Source organism: Emcibacter nanhaiensis, from assembly GCF_006385175.1.
Classification (GTDB): Bacteria; Pseudomonadota; Alphaproteobacteria; order Sphingomonadales; family Emcibacteraceae; genus Emcibacter; species Emcibacter nanhaiensis.
Genome location: NZ_VFIY01000018.1, coordinates 498,763 through 515,906, shown reverse-complemented (window position 1 = coordinate 515,906; position 17,144 = coordinate 498,763). Strand labels below are relative to the sequence as shown.

Here is a 17,144-nt window from a genome sequence, read left to right as displayed (position 1 = left end):
CGGGGATTGATTTATGTGCCCGAAATCCTATCTGTTTTAAGAGGGGCAGGTCGGGTACCAGGGGTGGTAGATTTAAATGGGCTTTTCGCCGGACTTTCTTGAAGAAATCAGGTCGCGCCTTCCGGTCAGCGAAGTGGTGGGGCGCAAGGTGCGCCTCGTCCGCAAGGGCCGCGAGCATTCCGGCCTGTGCCCGTTCCATAATGAAAAGACCCCTTCCTTTACCGTCAACGACGACAAGGCCTTCTACCACTGCTTTGGGTGCGGCGCCCACGGCGATGTGATCCGTTTCGTCACCGAGACCGAAGGGCTGAGCTTCCCCGAGGCGGTGGAGCGGCTCGCCGCCCAGGCCGGCCTGCCGATGCCGGAATATACCCCCGAGGACAAGGCCAAAACCGAACAGCGTAAAAACCTCTATGATGTGATGGAAGCCGCCTGCCACTGGTTCCAGTCGCAGCTTAAAACCCGCGCCGGCAAGGAAGGTCTGGACTATCTGTTGCGTCGGGGGCTTTCCGAACCGACCATCCGCGCTTTCCGGCTCGGCTATGCGCCGGACAGCCGCACGGCGCTGAAGGACGCCATGCTGGCCCGGGACGGCATCACCGAGGAGATGCTGGTGGAGGCCGGACTGCTGATCAAGCCGGAACCTGATCCCCATGATCCCCCCGGGACCAGGAAGGAAAGTTATGACCGGTTCCGTCACCGGGTGATGTTCCCCATTACTGACCGGCAGGGCCGGGTGGTGGCCTTTGGCGGCCGGGCCCTGTCCTCAGACGCCAAGGCCAAATATCTCAACAGCCCGGAAACGCCGCTGTTCCATAAAGGCCGGCTGCTTTATAACCTGGCCGGGGCGCGCAAGGCGGCCTACGACCAGGGCCGGGTGCTGGTGGCCGAGGGCTATATGGATGTGATCGCCCTGGCCCAGGCCGGGTTCGAATATGCGGTGGCGCCGCTCGGCACGGCGGTGACCGAGGAGCAGATCGGTGAACTGTGGCGTCTGGCGCCGGAGCCGATCCTGTGCTTTGACGGCGACCGGGCCGGGCTCAAGGCCGCCGAGCGGGTCGTGGAGCGGTCCCTGCCGCTTCTCAAGCCGGGCCATTCCCTGCGCTTTGTCTATCTGCCGGAAGGCGAGGATCCGGACAGTTTCGTCCAGGGCCACGGCGCCCGGGCGTTCGGGGAACTGCTGGAACAGGGCAAGCCGCTGGCGGCGGTGCTGTGGGAGATGCTGATCCGGGAAAATCCGACCGACACCCCGGAACAGCGTGCCGGCCTGCAGCAGAAGATCCAGCAGACCTTGGCCGAGATCAAGCATGAGACCATTCGCGGCTATTACCAGAATGATTTCCGCAAGCGGCTGGAAAAGCATCTGGGTGAAGAAATCCAGCCGGAAAATATGTCTTCCGCCCCGACCAACTACAGGGACTCGGGAGAGAATCGCTATGCCTCCGGCGGCAGAAACCGGCCCTGGGGGCGTCGCCGTCCGGCCGGGGAAGCCCCACAGGGGGTGCGGACCCTCAAGGATACGGCCCGCGGAAAAAGCGGCGGCCGGGTGCTGCTCGACCTTGAAAGGCTAATGATTCTAACGGTTTTGAACCATCCCTGGCTGCTGGAGCAGCATCATGAGGAACTTGCCGTCTGTGATTTCGAATCACAGGAGCTTGACAAACTCCGTAATGAAATCATACGTATATCAATTCGCGACTCGGACCTTGACAGAGAGAGCCTTCATCGCCACCTGACAGATCAGGGATTCGGCAAGGCAATAGAAGTCATATTTGATCAGGAAGTCCTCAAGGCCGATTGGTTCGCGTGGCCCGATGCTGCCCCACAGGATGTGGAGCAGGGATGGCTGCATGTAGTCAATCGAAAACGCTTGTTTGTTCTGGAGCAGGAAAAACAGGCCGTGGAGCAGGAACTGGCAGAAAATATGACGGAAGAGGTTTTCGCAAGATTTCAGGCATTGAATGCAGAAATTGAAGACGCCCGCAGAGTCGAAGCCAGCATGGATGAATATGGAATTGCCTCGGGAAAGCGCAGCTCGTCCTGAGGAAATTGATGTGAACAACGGATTTCCACTCGTGGCGGTCCGGCAAATTTGGTAATTACCGCGTACAGTAGATACTACGTCTGGGATATTGAGGTAAATATGGTTGAGAAGGCATCAAAGGCGGCAGATAAAAACGTCGATAAATCAGAAGATGCAGCAGAAAGCCCCCTGAGCGATCCGAGCCAGGAAACGGTCAAGAAGATGATCGCCGCCGCCAAGGAGCGGGGCTATATCACCTATGACGAACTGAATGACACCCTGCCCCAGGACGAGATGTCGTCCGAGCAGATCGAGGATGTCATGTCCCTGATTTCCGAGATGGGCATCAACATCATCGAAGCCGACGAGGCCGATGAAGCCGCCGAGGGCGAACAGAGAAAATCCAAGGCCAAGAAGGACGACGAGGATGAGGACGAGGAGGAGGTTGAAGCCGCGACGCCGGAAAAAGCCACCACTGACCGCACCGACGACCCGGTCCGCATGTACCTGCGGGAAATGGGCAGTGTGGAACTGCTGAGCCGCGAAGGCGAGATCGCCATTGCGAAACGGATCGAGGCCGGCCGCGAAACCATGATTGCCGGCCTGTGTGAAAGCCCGCTCACCTTCCGCGCCCTGGTCAACTGGGCCCAGCTGCTGGAAGAAGAGGAAATCCTGCTGCGTGATGTGATCGACCTGGACGCCATGTACGGCCTGGACCCGACCCAGGACAATGACGACGAGGACGACGGCGAGGAAGAGAAAAAGCCGGCCGCGGCAAAAACCGAGAAGGAAGAAAAGGCGCCTGAAAAGAAAAAAGCCAAGGACGTCCTCGACGATGAAGAGGACGAAGAGGGTGAAGAAGGCGAAGGCGGCGAAGACGAGGATGAGGAAGAGGACGACGAGGACGCTGAAAACAACATGTCCCTCGCGGCCATGGAAGAGGCGCTGCGTCCCGAAGTCATGGAAACCTTCACCAAGCTGCAGCAGAGCTATAAAAAGCTGGTCAAGCTGCAGGACGCCCGTCATGAAGCCAGCCTCAAGACCGAGACTCTGTCCGATGCCCAGGAAAAGAAATTTCAGAAGATTTCCGACGAACTGGCCGACGCCATCAAGGGCCTGCGTCTGAACAATGCCCGCATTGACGCGCTGCTGGAGCAGCTCTACAGCCTCAACAAGCGCCTGATGGGGCTCGAGGGCAAGATGCTGCGCCTCGCCGAACGCTACAAGATCAACCGCAAGGCTTATCTCGACGCCTATCTCGACCGGGAACTGGAACCGGCCTGGATCGACGATGTGGCCTCTCTCGCCGGTCGCGGCTGGGCTGACTTTGCCGAGCGCGAGCGCGAAGTGATCAACAATATGCGCGCCCAGGTGGCCGACATCGCCCAGGAAAGCGGCCTGACCATCGGTGAATTCCGCAAGATTGTCGCCATGGTGCAGAAGGGCGAGAAGGAAGCCCGCATCGCCAAGAAGGAAATGGTCGAAGCCAACCTGCGCCTGGTGATCTCCATTGCCAAGAAATATACCAACCGCGGCCTGCAGTTCCTCGACCTGATCCAGGAAGGCAACATCGGCCTGATGAAGGCGGTGGACAAATTCGAATACCGGCGCGGCTATAAATTCTCCACCTACGCAACCTGGTGGATCCGCCAGGCCATCACCCGCTCCATCGCCGACCAGGCCCGCACCATCCGTATCCCGGTGCATATGATCGAGACCATCAACAAGCTGGTCCGCACCGGCCGCCAGATGATGCACGAGATCGGCCGCGAGGCGACCCCGGAAGAGCTCGCCGCCCGCCTCAGCATGCCGCTCGAGAAGGTGCGCAAGGTGATGAAGATTGCCAAGGAGCCGATTTCGCTGGAAACCCCGATCGGTGACGAGGAGGATTCACACCTCGGCGATTTCATCGAGGACAAGAACGCCATCCTGCCGGTCGACAGCGCGATCCAGTCCAACCTGCGCGACACCACCACCCGGGTGCTGGCCAGCCTTACCCCGCGTGAGGAACGTGTCTTGCGCATGCGTTTCGGCATCGGCATGAACACCGACCATACCCTGGAAGAGGTGGGCCAGCAGTTCAGCGTGACCCGTGAGCGTATCCGCCAGATCGAGGCCAAGGCGCTGCGCAAGCTCAAGCATCCGAGCCGGTCGCGGAAACTGCGCAGCTTCCTGGATACCTGATCTGCTGATATAAGGGGATAGACATGCAGGTTTTTGAAATGGTGGTGCTGATCGTCCTGATCGTCTTTGTGGCCAGCATCATAAAACAATGGCTCAAGGCGAAGCAGAACGGCGGCAAGATCAATCTCGACGATCTGGCTCATGACCTGGGCCTGGCTGACGATTATTACTCCAAGCAGCAGATCAAGCCCTATCTCGACCGCATCGAGGGGCTTGAGGAACGCATCAAGGTGCTGGAACGGATCGTCACCGACAAGAGCCATAACCTGGCGCAAGAAATAGATAAACTCAAATAGACGACCTGAAATAATTTCATTCGGGGCCAAGTTGACGATACTTTCGGCTTGCCCTTCTTGTCCCCCGTCTGCTATTCACCAATATTCCTCTCGGGGGGCCAGTAGCTCAGTTGGTTAGAGCGAACCGCTCATAACGGTTTGGTCGCGGGTTCAAGTCCTGCCTGGCCCACCAATTCCTTCCGCTTTGCCATCCTGCTTGTAATGGTGCTAGACTATCCTCCGATATGCTTTGGGGGAGCCGATGAAACGTCTTTTTGCAGTTTTTCTTCTATTCCTGATCCTGCCTCTCTTCGCCCGGGCGGAGGAAGGGGCGGTTGAATTTATCCGCTTTGACTGGAAGACGGAGCCGACCCGGGAGCAATTTTACGCGGCGACGACGCGGATCTATGAAGCGCTGGGGCCGGACCCGAGGTCTTGGCTCTATAGTGAATATGATAACTTTAATGGCGTATATGTCCTGACACTGAACGAAGAGGAAGGCGCGAAAGTCCGGAATGTAATTGCCGAAACTGATTTTCCCTTTCTTTCAGCCAGCCTTAAGATGACTGAACCCGGACAAAGTCCATTGCATGAGTATCTGCAATATGTGCCTCATTGGAACGAAACCATTCATTCTAGGGACAACCCGGAGAAGATGGTAGAGCTGGCTAAAAGAGCCCCTACCTCACGTGCCCCTGCTTGCGAAGTAGTCCTGCACGACGAGATGGGGCCGTGGGAAGTACTTCGCGAAGGAAGCAGTAAAATGACAAGGGTGGCGTTGCGACGTGGCCATATTGTTGGAACAGGGGTGAGTAAGGGACCGGCGACAGATTTATTTGAGATCACGTTTACTTTCGCCTTCGCCGCCGACTGCGCACACAAGGACGAAATCGTCGACGAACTGATGGCGGTGATGAACGGGAAGTAACCTCAAACCGCGGGTTTGATCCGCTTGAGCTCCTTTTTACTCTCCGCCGCCGCCTTCGACAGGTCATGGGCCACCTGCAGGTTCATCCAGAATTCCGCCGAGGTGTTGAAGTAACGAGCTAGCCTGAGCGCGGTGTCGGCAGTGACACTGCGCCGCCCGCGCAGGATTTCCGTGATCCGGTTGGCGGGAATGTCGATGGCCAGCGCCAGCTGCCGCGCCGACAGTTCCATCGGCACCAGAAACTCTTCCTTCAAAATTTCCCCCGGATGTGTGGTAATACGTGTCATGTGTTTACTCATCTTAATGCTTCCAGCCGGTTGCCGGGCGGGCTGCGCAGGTCCTGCAGGCTCGTCGCCGCCTCGATCATATCCAACTTGCGCAGGGCCACGGATTTGATGTTGCCGAACTTGCGCGACCGTCCGGTCGCAAACAGCTTTTCCGTTTCCCCGCATCTGAAGCTTTTTATCATTAACGGAGTATGATACGTAGGGCGTATTATGTCAAGATTGTAGTACGCCTGGCGTATTAATGAGCATTTCCCCTTGTCCCGATCCGGCCCCGTAAGGCACAATGCCCGTCGGAACAACAGAGGGATCAGGGAACCCGATATGCTCATTCGCAAAGAAACACCGGACGATATCGACCGCATCGGCTTTGTCATCGAGGCCGCGTTCAAAACGGCGCGGGTCTCCAGCGGCACCGAGGCGCAGATCGTCGAACGGCTGCGCGCAGCCGACGCCCTGATGCTGTCGCTGGTCGCCGAACAGGACGGTACCATCGTCGGCCATCTCGCCGTCTCCGCCACAGTGATCGGCGACGAGGAGAACTGGGCGCTGATCGGCCCGGTGGCGGTTCTGCCCGAGGTCCAGTTGCAGGGCATCGGATCTGCGCTGATGAACGAAGCGTTGCAGCAGCTGCGCACCGCCGGGATGGCGGGCGTCGCCCTGGTCGGTAATCCGGCCTATTACGGGCGGTTCGGTTTTCGCGCCTGGCCCGGCCTGAACTTCCCCGGCGTGCCGGATGAGGTTGTGCTGGCGCTGCCCTTCGCGGACAGTATGCCGTCAGGCGAACTCAGCCATCACGAAGCCTTCGGGCTGGATGCCTAGCGGTCTGGTCGTGGGGGCTCGTCCAGCCTGGCCCGTTTCCTCCCTCCGGTGATTAACCTTTTGTTAACCGGCGGCGGGACTATAGTGGCCCTTTGTATTTCGTACCGTATCCAGGGGGTCTTGTTGATGTTCCGTGTGTTCTTACCATTGTTTGCCGTCCTTTTTCCGCTGTCCCTGTCGCTCACCGCAGCCCGGGCCGACCAGGCGGCGGGTGATGCCGCCTGGGCCGCCGGCGACTATGCCGCCGCGCGTGACGAATACAGCCGGCTGTTCCAGAGGGACGGCAACTGGGCGGTGGCCGGCCGGCTCGCCGAGATTTACCTCAAGGGGCTGGCGGGCGAGCCGGACGAGCAGAAAGGCGCCTTTTACCTGGAGCGTGCGGCGATGCTGGGCGACCGGGACGCCCAGCAGGGGATCGGCGAAATGTACACGCAAGGCCGCGGGGTAAACCGCGATTACCGGGCGGCCGCCCGCTGGTATTACGAGGCCGCCCTGCAGGGCGTGACCGAGGCCCAGAAGGAACTGGCGCTGTTGTATATGTCCGGCCGGATGATCGAAAGCACCAGCGGCTTCGGCGTAATGTGGGCGGACATCGCCCGCCGCAACGGCGTCAAGGGCGGCGATTATCTGGTGACGCTGGCGAAACATGGTACGCCGCCGGAGAATATCGAGGCCGGGCTGCAGCTGGCCGACGACTGGTTTGACTTCATAAAAAACGGCCGGGAGGACGAAGAGAGCTTTACCTATCATGCGCCGGTCGAGGGTCCGCTCAATGACTCCAGGTTTGCCCCTTATATGATGTACCGGCCGATCCCGACCGCTCTGCTGCCCAGGTATCAGCTTGGCTGTGTGTCGATCGATGAGCTCAGCAGCAGGGATATCCCGCCAACCATTTATGCCGCGGCGGCCGCCTGCGCGCAGCAGGGTAACTATGAGCAGGCCGCCAATCTGCGGTTGCTGGCCGAGGCCTACAGTATTTTTGACGCCCAGCGGGTCGCCGACAAGACCGCCGTGGCCGGGATTGATGTGCTGCAAATGGACATGATGGCCGCCCTGTCGCCGGAGGTCGTGCGTGAATTCACAGACTATTCAAAAAAGATCGGCTGGGGCAGCGACGAGCATCGCGCGTTCTGCAGCAGTCTGACCCTGATCGGCCCGCCCGGATACACGCCGCGTTATCTGGTACTGTTCGGGCTGCAGGCGATCCGCGATCCGGAGGCCGACGGCCTGGTGGCGAATTTTGACGCCAACGCGACCTGGCAGACGATTGTGACCCACTATTGCCGGGACCTGGCCCGGGCGACGGAGCAGTAGCGCTCACCCTTTCTTTTTACTTGAAGCCATGCACCGTGCCGGGCCACAATGGCAGGCCCGGAACAGAAGGAGGCTGCCATGAAATGCGTGACGCTGGTGCGCTTTACCCCGAAGGAAAAACGCCCGTCGGTGGAGTATAAAAAATTCCTCGACGGCATCATGCATGTCTATGCGGGGGCGGAGGGGCTGCGCCATAAATATTTCACCGTTTCCGATAGTGGAGAGGCGATCGGCATCTATGAATGGACCTCCCGCGCCCTGGCCGAGGGTTTTTTCAACGACGACTGGGACCGGATGATGCAGGGCATGGCCACGCGTCACGCGCTCGAATATCTCACCGTCCGCGCCGAGCTCGACAATGATGCGGGCGGGTTCGAGTTCTACGGGTAGGGCAACATTAATTAGTCTTTTTGCTTTTGTTGTAGGCCTTTCCTTTGTTAGTAAGGTGCCAAGCTGATCTAGGACCAGACGTTTTTCCAGGTACCAGCTCGATATGGCCCTCATCCCGCAATTTGTAGAATTCGATCTTCATAAGATTCTCTGATTTTATACCTGTTATATCTCTGGCTTGTTTGTTAGTAATTTCCTCGTGGCTTTCCAAGAATTTCATTATTGCAACCGTAGGCGCGGCGAGGGGAGCATGTGGCAGTATTACACTGAGGTAGTTCCCTTTTTCTTCAATAATGGGATTTTTTAAACCAAACTCCTTCATCTTTTGGAATGTTGTATTTAGGCCCTCGCCCAAGTCTCGGTTAGGTGGATCTTTGTACCGGTTTAATGTTCTAACCATTTTTGGGTTTCTAGAAAAACGAGCATCTAAGATATTTTCGACATTTACATATCCTGGTAATTTTCCGGGACTTAAGATTTCGATGCGGTCATCAAAAATGAGAATCTGAATGTCATCTGAGATCGAATAGTCTCGGTGGATTACAGCATTAACAACTGTCTCCCAGATAGCTTCCGGGGGATACTCAAGTCTTTTTCGTCCATCAGCAGTCCAAACGTCGATTGCAGACATTATTTCGGTGATTTTGGTTACGGATTCATGGATAATTTTATATGAGGGACCCTCAATAGTGTATTGATTGGCAAGGTGGTCTCTTTCCGGATCATCTTCTTTTGTTTCATATCGAGTTATTTTTATCGCACATTTTCTCGGTACAACGGCGCTGGGTATGTCGTGAAATAGTAGTGCTGATGCTATTCTCGGGTGCCATGTTTTGTAATCTAGTAGATTCTGGTTTATTACGAACTCCAAAGGGTCAGTCTTTGGGGAGTAATCTAATAAAAAGGAAGCAAGTTCTTCAGAATCTACTATTTGTTCCGGAGCGCACTCTTCAATGCACATGTCTTCATAAGACTTTGCCCCTTTTGCGAAGGTGAGTTGTTGTATCCTCTCTGCGCTTTGCAAAGGCAAAGATTGAGAACCTTGTCTCACATAAACCTTCCCATCAGCTGTGGTACAAACGAGAGAACCTTTTTCAATCAATATTCTTAGAGCGTAACCATCGCAGCTGTCTCTTTTTATGATTTCGTATTGAATTTCCAAAGGAGGATCAACGGCAAAAAGGACTTGTAGATGGTCATTGAGCGTTTCGATATTTGGAATGGCTTCCCATCTATCTTCAGGAGGAAGGCCGGTTTTTTTGTCTTTGATGCCGACGACTATTTCACCCCCATCAGCATTAGAAAATGCCACAGCAGCCCTCTGAATTTTTTGTGGGGAGATTTCGCGAGATTTTAAATCAAAGAAATGTGATTCATCGCGGTCTGCATAATCCAAATATTCTTCGTCAGTGATTATAATGGTTTTCATCACGGCATTTTCCCCACTAATAATTGAATATTTTTTCAAGTTTCAATTTATATGGGTGCTTAAATTTTGTCTAAGGTTTTTAGGGAGGCTTTGTTACTCTATGAAATGATGATACAAAAATTGTTAAATCACCGGATAAAACCGCCAAATCCACGCAAAATGCCGGGCGATTCGACGGATCGGGGGTTTGAATCGGCGGAAAATTGACGGAAACTCGTTTCATAAGGGCATTACAGCCCTCCCTTAAGATTCTGGGGGGATATAAAAAGAAGGAACGATTGCCATGTCCAGGTTCACCATCTGGCTGCGCGACGAGGATCGCGAAACCGAGCGGCGCACGCCGCTGCTGCCGTCCGGCGCCAAACAACTGATCGATATTGGGTATAATGTGGTGGTGGAGCGCTCAGCGAAGCGCATTTTCCCGGACAGTGACTATGAAGCGGCGGGCTGCACAATGGCCGCGAGCGGCAGCTGGGTCAACGCCCCCGCCGATTTCACGATCCTCGGCCTCAAGGAACTGCCGCACGCCCCCGCGGTGCTCAAAAACAATCACATCTATTTCGCCCATGCCTTCAAGCAGCAGAACGGCTGGCAGGAGCTGCTGGGCCGGTTCCAGAGCGGCGGCGGCAAACTGCTGGACATCGAATATATGGTCGACGGGAACGGCCGACGGGTGGTGGCCTTCGGCTACTGGGCCGGCTATATGGGCGCGGCGCTGGCGCTGATGCAATGGTATGACAAGACCGCCGGCCGCAAGGGCCTCAATGCCACCGGCCTCAGTCCCTGGGACAATGCCGGGCTGCTGGACGAGGATATCCGCGCCCGCAAGGCCGACGGACCGAGCCCGAAGGTGCTGGTGATCGGCGCCAGGGGCCGCAGCGGCAAGGGCGCCTGCGAACTGCTCGCGCGCCACGGTGTCGAGGTGACCTGCTGGGGCCGGGACGAAACCCGGGAGCTCGACCGGGACGCGCTCCTCGCCCATGACATCCTGATCAACTGTGTGTTCGTTGACAACGCCATCCCGCCGTTCGTGCGCCTGGAGGATCTGGCCCGGAACCAGCGGCTCAGCGTCATTTCCGACGTGTCCTGCGATCCCTTCTCCGACTTCAACCCGCTGCCGCTCTATGCCGCGCCGACCAGCTGGGACCATCCGGTGGTCAGGGCCGGGGTCAACGGCGGCGCCATCGACCTGATTGCCATCGACAATCTGCCCAGCCTGCTGCCGCGCGAAGCGAGCGAGGAATTTGCCGGCCTGCTGTTGCCTTACCTCAAGGCGGTGGATAAGCTGGACGCCAACCCGGTATGGCGGGCCGCGCTCGGCGCCTATGAGAGCGCCTGCGACAGCCTGTCCGCCTAGGCCGGGACAACGATAAAAACAGGGGATAGCATGACTCCATCACCAGCAGTTCCTGACAGGCCGTCACTGCATTGGGTCGGCGCCGGATTGTCCTCCGGTCCCGGCATCGTCGCCCTGGCCCGCCAGCATGCCGACCTGACCGTGTGGGACGTGAGCCCGGACCGGGTCAAGGAACTCCGGCTTCTCGCCAGCCTCGACATCGGCTGGCGCCGTCTTAATCTGGACGACGAACAGCTGGTGGAGGAGTTCCGCGCCAGCCTCACGCCGGGCGATGTGGTGGTCTCCATGCTGCCCGCCGCGCTGCATGCGGATCTCGCCGAGCTGGTGCTTGCGCGCGGCTGCCATGTGGTGACCTCCAGCTATGTCTCACCGGAGATGCAGGCGCTCGACGGCCCGGCCCGCGAAGCCGGGGTGGCGCTGGTCAACGAGGTCGGGCTTGATCCCGGCATCGATCATCTGTTCGCCCATCTGGTGGTGGCGGCGGCGCAGTCGGCCGGACTGCTGGGCAAGGATCTGCCGATGAAATTCGTCTCCTACTGCGGCGGCGTGCCGGCCGAACCCGACGCCTTTACCTATAAATTCAGCTGGACCCCGCTCGGCGTGCTGACGGCGCTCAAGAACCAGGCCCGCTTCCTCGCGGGCGGGGCGGAACAAGTGGTGGACAAGGCTTGGGAGGCGGTGAGCCGGCTCGACATTGCCGGCGAAACCTTCGAGGTCTATCCCAACCGCAACAGCCTGCCCTATATCGAGGACTATGGCCTGGACGGCGAAGCGGGGCTTAAGGATTTCGTGCGCGGCACCCTGCGGCTCGAAGGCTGGAAACAGGCCTGGGCGGAGATCTTCACCCAGGTGGAAAGCGCCGACCTGGAGGCGCTCAAACAGCTGTCGGCCCAGCTGCAGGCGGCGCACAGCTACGGTGAGGGTGAGGAGGACCGGGTGGTGCTTTATGTGGCGCTGGAGATTGACGCCGGGGAGCAAAACCCCTGGCGCGCGGCGCTGGCGCTGGATGAAAAAGGTTCCGGCTGGCAGACCGCCATGGCCCGCACCGTGTCGCTGACCGTGGCCCGGGCGGCCGAGAGTGTGCTTGCGGGCGACTTCCGCCCCGGCGTCCATGCCGCGATCAGCGATCCCGCATTGTGCCGTCGCTGGCTTGCTGACCTGAAAGCCGAGGGCCTTAACATCCGGGCGGAAAATATCCCGCTCTGAGGCAAGCTTTTGGGGGAGGGGAAAACACGGCCGGGAGTTTACATCCCGTCCGTGTTTTTCATCAGCCGGACATAAAATTCAATCATTTTGGCGTAGTCATCGGTCCTGAGCCGTTCGTCCTGGCCGTGATAGGCGGGGCGCAGCGCCGGTGTCACATGCACATACTGGAAACGGTAGGTATTGTCGGTGACGTCGCGCAGGAAGCGGCTGTCGGTGGCGGCGGTCACCAGCTGCGGGGTGGTGGCGATGTCCTCGTCGCCGGCGGTCTCCAGGATGGTCTGGCGGATCAGTTGGAAGCTGGCGCTGTCGGGGTCGGACACCGGCGACGGCTCGGACGCCGTCAGCTTTTCGAGCCGGATATGGGGATCGTCGATGATGTCGGCCACCATCCTGACCACGTCGTCACTGCTTTCGCCGGGGATGATGCGGAAATTGACCACGGCCGAGGCTTCCGCCGGGATCACATTGGATTTTTCCCCGGCCCTGAGGATGGTCGGCGCGGTGGTCGTGCGCATGAAGGGCGACAGGGTGCTGTTGTTGCCGAGGCCCTTTTTCAGCAGCGGCTTGAGCAGGCCGTAATTATGGAACGCCACCTTCATGCCGTAGGGCATATGCGCTTTCAGGTTTTTGCCCAGCATTTCGATATACATCATCTGCTGCGGCAGCGGATGGTCATAGAGCTTGTCCAGCGCCCGGGACAGCCGCTCGATGCTGCTGCCCGGCTCCGGCATACTGGAATGGCCGCCCTCGCTGCGGGCGGTGAGTTTCAGGTCCATATAGCCTTTTTCCGCAATGCCGATCATGGCGACCGGGATCTCGACCCCCGGCAACAGGCCGTCGGCAATGACCATGCCCTCGTCCAATACAAACTCGAAACGGATGCCCTGGTCGGCGAACCAGCGGGCGGCGGTGGCGGCGCCGCCTGATTTGCCGCCCCGTTCCTCGTCATGACCGAACAGGAAATAGATGCTGCGTTCCGGCGCATACCCCTGGGCGGTCAGGATTTCCGCCGCTTCCATCTGGGCCATCAGGCCGCTCTTGTCGTCAAGGCTGCCGCGGCCCCAGATGTAACCGTCGGCAATGACGCCGCCGAAGGGCGGCTGTTGCCACAGCTCCGGGTTTAGCACCGGCACCACATCCATATGGTTCATCAGCAGGACCGGTTTCAGGGCCGGATTGCGGCCCGGCCATTTGTAGACCAGGGTATGGCCGGCCAGCACCTGCTTTTCCATTTTTTGATGGATCAGCGGAAAATTCTGCTCGAGAAAGCGGTGGAAGTCGTCAAAGGGGGCGGTGTCGACCTTGGCCTCCTCTTCGGCGGAAACCGTCGGGATCCGGATCGCCCGGGACAGCCGGTCCAGGCTTTGCTCGGGCGGCGGCAGGTTGACGGCTTCGGCAGCGGGGGCGACGCCCTTAAGCGGGGACAGAAACAGGGGCGGGACAGTAAGCCAGGCGATAAATAGAGCAACGGCGGCCAGCAGCAGATAGAATTTCATATATTTTTCCCCGGAATGTCAGTTCGGGGCAGTCTACTCGGTCTGCAGGTATTTTTCCACATAATGCAGCAGCAGTTTGCGGGCGATCCCGGCGCTTTTGGGATCATTGCCCATGATATAGCCCTTGCTCATGCATTCTTCACGCATGGCCCCGACCATTTCGCGGCGGACGCGGATCCGTTCCGCCCGATCGGCATCGGCCGGTGAGTCCATAACCCGGTCGCCCAGTTGCCACTGGCCGTCACCGGTCAACACCAGCTCACAGGGGGCGGCGTTGAGGGTCGGGACGAACTGACGTTCGTGGTAGAATTCCCAGGCGTGGCCGGCCCCCTCGATCCACTCGCTGATGACCGGGCTGCCGGCTTGTTCCAGCGTTTTGGCCCGGGCGGCGCAGGCGGCCGGGTCGTTGGAGGCATCTTCGGTGCCGCGGATACTGACATAAGGCGCACCAGTGGTTTTCCTGGTATTCAGTCTGGTGTGACAGGGGCCATAGAAATCAATATGCACGGCAAAGGGCGGCACCCCGTCGGCCAGCAGGTCATACATGCGCCTGTCGATGGCGGCCCGGGTCGCCATACCGCCATAGGAAAAGCCCAGCAGGCCGATTTTGTCCGCCCGGACGGCCGGGTGGCGGTTGAGGAATTTAAGTGCCGCATAGGCATCGGTCATGAGATCCACGTGGCTCATGGCCAGCACCCGGCTCACATAGGGGATTTCCTGGCTGAGGCCGCGGGCGGCGAAGGAATGGACCACAACGGCGGCAATACCCCGGGACTGCAGCAGCCTGGCATAGGCCATTTCCCGGTTTTCCCTGACGTCGCCGCTGCCGTGTAAAATGATGACGGCCGGCACCGGATTTTCTGCCGAGGCGTTTTCTGGCAGATACAGATCGCCCTGTACTGTTGTCGGGTAGCGCGGGGCGTTCCGGTTAAACAGCCAGCGGAAGTCGGTGGGCGTTCGCGACGGGAAATACAGCGTCCCCCGGTCGTTTTCCTGAAGAACTTCCTTCGGCGCGGGATAGGCTGGGAAATCCGGAATTTCTATCGTCGTCTCCGCGGCTTGTTCCGCCCGCAATGTTACGGGCAAAAGGCATGTCGCCAGAACAAGGCAGCCGATGGCCGCGAGCCGCAGATAAACTGTCATCCTACTATGTGCCGATCATCCATTTTGCTAAAAATTCCAGACAAGCTCCACGCCGTAGATCCGGGGATCATTGGGCGTGCTGACGATGGTGCCGAAAAAGTCCCGGAAATAGTCGATCGCCTGTTTTTCGTTAAACAGGTTGCGGGCCCAGACATAGATTTCCCAGCTCTCGTTGTCCGACAACAGGCCGGCGCGGGCGTTAACCAGGGTCAGGGCTTCGACCTGACCAAACGGCACCACACTCATGTCCGCCAGGGTTGCCGTGCTGACATTGTCCTCGGTGGTGTAGAAACTGCTCGCATGGGTCACTTCTGCGCGCAGCAGAAGCCGGGCGTCAATGGGGCTGAGCGGGATTTCATACTGGGCGCTGGCGGCAAAAGTGAATTCCGGTGCCCGGATCAGGTCGTTGCCGGAGACGTCTCCCCCCTGGGCGCCGCCACCCGGGAAAGCGTCAAAGCTGGCGTCCAGCAGGCCCGCCGCTCCCTGCAGCTCGAGACCGTCCACTGGTCGCCAGGTCAGTTCCGCTTCCAGGCCCTTGGTTTCCACCTTGGCGGCATTGCGGATACTAATGGAGGTAAAGCCGCCGCCGATATCAATGAACTGATTGACCTGGTAGTCGTCATAATTGGCCAGGAAGGCGGACAGGTTGACAATCAGCCGGTTGTCCAGAAGGGCGCCTTTGAGGCCAAGCTCAAAGCTCTGGACGGTTTCCTTGCCATATTCCAGCCCTTCCATGAAATCCGGGGCGCGGACATAGTCAAGGTTATAGCCGCCGCTCTTGAAGCCGCTGCCATAGGAGGCATAGACGTTCAACTGGTCGGAAACTTCATAGGACAGGCTGGCGCGTGTCGACAGATAGTCGTCGCTGCGGTCGTCAACAAGACTGTTTGTGGCGATCATGAAGATACCGGAATTATCGCCGTTCAGGCTCCAGTCCACATCCTTTTTCTCATAGGTGTAGCGGCCGCCCACATTCAGGGTCAGCCGATCGGCCAGGTCAATGTCGAAATCCGCATAGGCCGCATAACTGTTGGTGGTGACGGTGCCGTCGTTGGTCACCGTTGTCCCCGGGACGTTACCGAGGAAGAAGGAATGGGCGCCGTTGGTGACAATCCGGTTGGTATCCGCTTTCTGGTGGTAATAATAGAGGCCGGCGACATACCGCAGGCTCCCCAGATCCGGCGAGATCAGCTGAAATTCCTGAGTGAACTGTTTGTAATGGTCGAAATAATCAATATAGACCAGGTCCAGCGGCGAATAGTCGGTATCGTTGCGGTAGTGAACGTCATTGTCCCGGTAGGCGGTAATGGACTTCAGGGCATAGTCCCCGGCGAAGCGATAATTAACGGTCATGTTGCCGCCGTACAGGTCGCGCTTCTCCAGCGGGTCAATGTTGAAGCTGACCTCGCGGTCTTCCGGTGCGTTGGGGTCGACGGTCAGGCCCAGGCTGTCGCTGAGGTTTTCGCCAAGGAAGGCGAGATGGTCCGAGTTCAGGCCGTCAAAAGAGAAGTTAACATCCAGGTTATCCGACAAATCGACCGCAAGCTGGGCGCGATACGCGTAGGAATCCCGATCATTCAGCTTTTTGCCGTCAAGAATGTTCAGCAGCGTGCCGTCGCGGGTCTGCCGCAGCAGGGAAAATTTGGTGCGTACCCGGTCGCTGAGCGGGATGGAAATATTGCCGTCCACTTCCACGGTTCCCAGGGAGCCGACATTGCCGCCGACGCGGCCCTGCAGCGTATCCGCGGGTGCCTTGGACACCAGAAGCAGGGCACCGGCAACGTTATTCTTGCCAAACAGGGTGCCCTGGGGGCCGCGCAGGACTTCGACCCGTTCCAGATCGATCAGCTCCTGATTGATGGCGGGGGACTGGCCAAGATACACTCCGTCCAGATAGACGCCGACGCGGGTGTCAAAACCGATGTTCCGGCTGTTGGCACCGACCCCGCGGATGGTGATCTGGGAATTGAAATCATTGTTGGCCGTGATCAGCATGTTGGGGATGAAATCGGAAATTTCCCTGAGCTGGTTGATGCCGCTCTGCTGGATGTTGTCCGCATTGAAGGCAGATATGGAGATGGGGACATCCGACAGGCTCTGGGCGCGCTTCTGCGAGGTGACGACGATTTCCTCATAGGCAGTTTCGTCATCCACATCATCTATTGTCCGGGCGTAAAGCGGGGGGCATGCTGTTGCCGCAATGACGGCAGACATCAGCAGGGCGATTTTACAGTGCTCAACAGAGCGCTTGCGAGTGGTTGGCATGGCAACACCATTACAACGGTACACGTTA

At 58.4% G+C, this 17,144-nt stretch carries 14 protein-coding genes, 1 tRNA gene and 1 pseudogene; 10 read left to right on the top strand and 6 right to left on the bottom strand.

The window, feature by feature from the left end; translation table 11 throughout:
* The first annotated feature begins 76 nt into the window (after window positions 1–76).
* The 5 genes from dnaG (at window position 77) to FIV46_RS16500 (ending at window position 5,410) form a co-directional block, all read left to right on the top strand.
* Window positions 77–2,044, top strand: coding sequence for a DNA primase (gene dnaG, locus FIV46_RS16520; protein ID WP_139942022.1), 1,968 nt, complete (start codon window positions 77–79; stop codon window positions 2,042–2,044).
* 99 nt (window positions 2,045–2,143) lie between these two features.
* Window positions 2,144–4,207, top strand: a complete 2,064-nt coding sequence (gene rpoD / locus FIV46_RS16515) for an RNA polymerase sigma factor RpoD (protein ID WP_139942021.1) — start codon at window positions 2,144–2,146, stop codon at window positions 4,205–4,207.
* A 23-nt stretch (window positions 4,208–4,230) separates the two neighbouring features.
* On the top strand, window positions 4,231–4,503 hold the full coding sequence (locus FIV46_RS16510) for a hypothetical protein (protein WP_139942020.1): 273 nt from the start codon (window positions 4,231–4,233) through the stop codon (window positions 4,501–4,503).
* Between the two features lie 95 nt (window positions 4,504–4,598).
* Window positions 4,599–4,675: transfer RNA gene (locus FIV46_RS16505), tRNA-Ile, on the top strand.
* 69 nt (window positions 4,676–4,744) lie between these two features.
* On the top strand, window positions 4,745–5,410 hold the full coding sequence (locus tag FIV46_RS16500; protein ID WP_139942019.1) for a hypothetical protein: 666 nt from the start codon (window positions 4,745–4,747) through the stop codon (window positions 5,408–5,410).
* Window positions 5,411–5,412: 2 nt separating this feature from the next.
* Here FIV46_RS16500 and FIV46_RS16495 read toward each other — a convergent pair whose 3' ends face one another.
* Window positions 5,413–5,697 carry a HigA family addiction module antitoxin gene (locus FIV46_RS16495; RefSeq protein WP_139942018.1) on the bottom strand — a complete coding sequence of 95 codons (285 nt, stop codon included), beginning with the start codon at window positions 5,695–5,697 and terminating at the stop codon, window positions 5,413–5,415.
* 14 nt (window positions 5,698–5,711) lie between these two features.
* Window positions 5,712–5,879: pseudogene (locus FIV46_RS18145) on the bottom strand (type II toxin-antitoxin system RelE/ParE family toxin); the annotation flags it as partial.
* A 139-nt stretch (window positions 5,880–6,018) separates the two neighbouring features.
* Here FIV46_RS18145 and FIV46_RS16490 point away from each other — a divergent pair.
* The 3 genes from FIV46_RS16490 to FIV46_RS16480 all read left to right on the top strand — a co-directional run bounded on the left by FIV46_RS16490 (window position 6,019) and on the right by FIV46_RS16480 (window position 8,220).
* Complete coding sequence (locus FIV46_RS16490) at window positions 6,019–6,516, top strand: GNAT family N-acetyltransferase (RefSeq protein WP_139942017.1); 498 nt, start codon at window positions 6,019–6,021, stop codon at window positions 6,514–6,516.
* Between the two features lie 126 nt (window positions 6,517–6,642).
* Entirely contained in the window at window positions 6,643–7,830 is a 1,188-nt protein-coding gene (locus tag FIV46_RS16485; protein WP_139942016.1) for a tetratricopeptide repeat protein, read from the top strand.
* 78 nt (window positions 7,831–7,908) lie between these two features.
* Window positions 7,909–8,220: a hypothetical protein gene (locus tag FIV46_RS16480; RefSeq protein WP_139942015.1), complete on the top strand. Its 312-nt coding sequence runs from the start codon at window positions 7,909–7,911 to the stop codon at window positions 8,218–8,220.
* A 7-nt stretch (window positions 8,221–8,227) separates the two neighbouring features.
* On the opposite strand, the gene FIV46_RS16475 is transcribed toward FIV46_RS16480, so the two are convergent.
* Window positions 8,228–9,649: an ATP-binding protein gene (locus FIV46_RS16475; protein ID WP_139942283.1), complete on the bottom strand. Its 1,422-nt coding sequence runs from the start codon at window positions 9,647–9,649 to the stop codon at window positions 8,228–8,230.
* 283 nt (window positions 9,650–9,932) lie between these two features.
* Between FIV46_RS16475 and FIV46_RS16470 the strand changes: the two genes are divergently transcribed.
* Window positions 9,933–11,006 (top strand): saccharopine dehydrogenase, encoded by a 1,074-nt coding sequence (locus FIV46_RS16470; RefSeq protein ID WP_139942014.1) that lies wholly within the window; start codon window positions 9,933–9,935, stop codon window positions 11,004–11,006.
* Between the two features lie 30 nt (window positions 11,007–11,036).
* On the top strand, window positions 11,037–12,212 hold the full coding sequence (locus FIV46_RS16465) for a saccharopine dehydrogenase family protein (RefSeq protein WP_139942013.1): 1,176 nt from the start codon (window positions 11,037–11,039) through the stop codon (window positions 12,210–12,212).
* A 38-nt stretch (window positions 12,213–12,250) separates the two neighbouring features.
* On the opposite strand, the gene FIV46_RS16460 is transcribed toward FIV46_RS16465, so the two are convergent.
* The 3 genes from FIV46_RS16460 to FIV46_RS16450 are packed head-to-tail and all read right to left on the bottom strand — an operon-like array spanning window position 12,251 to window position 17,116.
* Window positions 12,251–13,708 carry a M20/M25/M40 family metallo-hydrolase gene (locus tag FIV46_RS16460; protein ID WP_139942012.1) on the bottom strand — a complete coding sequence of 486 codons (1,458 nt, stop codon included), beginning with the start codon at window positions 13,706–13,708 and terminating at the stop codon, window positions 12,251–12,253.
* Window positions 13,709–13,741: 33 nt separating this feature from the next.
* A complete protein-coding gene (locus tag FIV46_RS16455) occupies window positions 13,742–14,851 on the bottom strand; it encodes a dienelactone hydrolase family protein (RefSeq protein ID WP_139942011.1) in 1,110 nt (369 codons plus the stop codon).
* Window positions 14,852–14,878: 27 nt separating this feature from the next.
* Window positions 14,879–17,116: a TonB-dependent receptor gene (locus FIV46_RS16450; protein ID WP_139942010.1), complete on the bottom strand. Its 2,238-nt coding sequence runs from the start codon at window positions 17,114–17,116 to the stop codon at window positions 14,879–14,881.
* Between the last annotated feature and the right edge of the window lie 28 nt (window positions 17,117–17,144).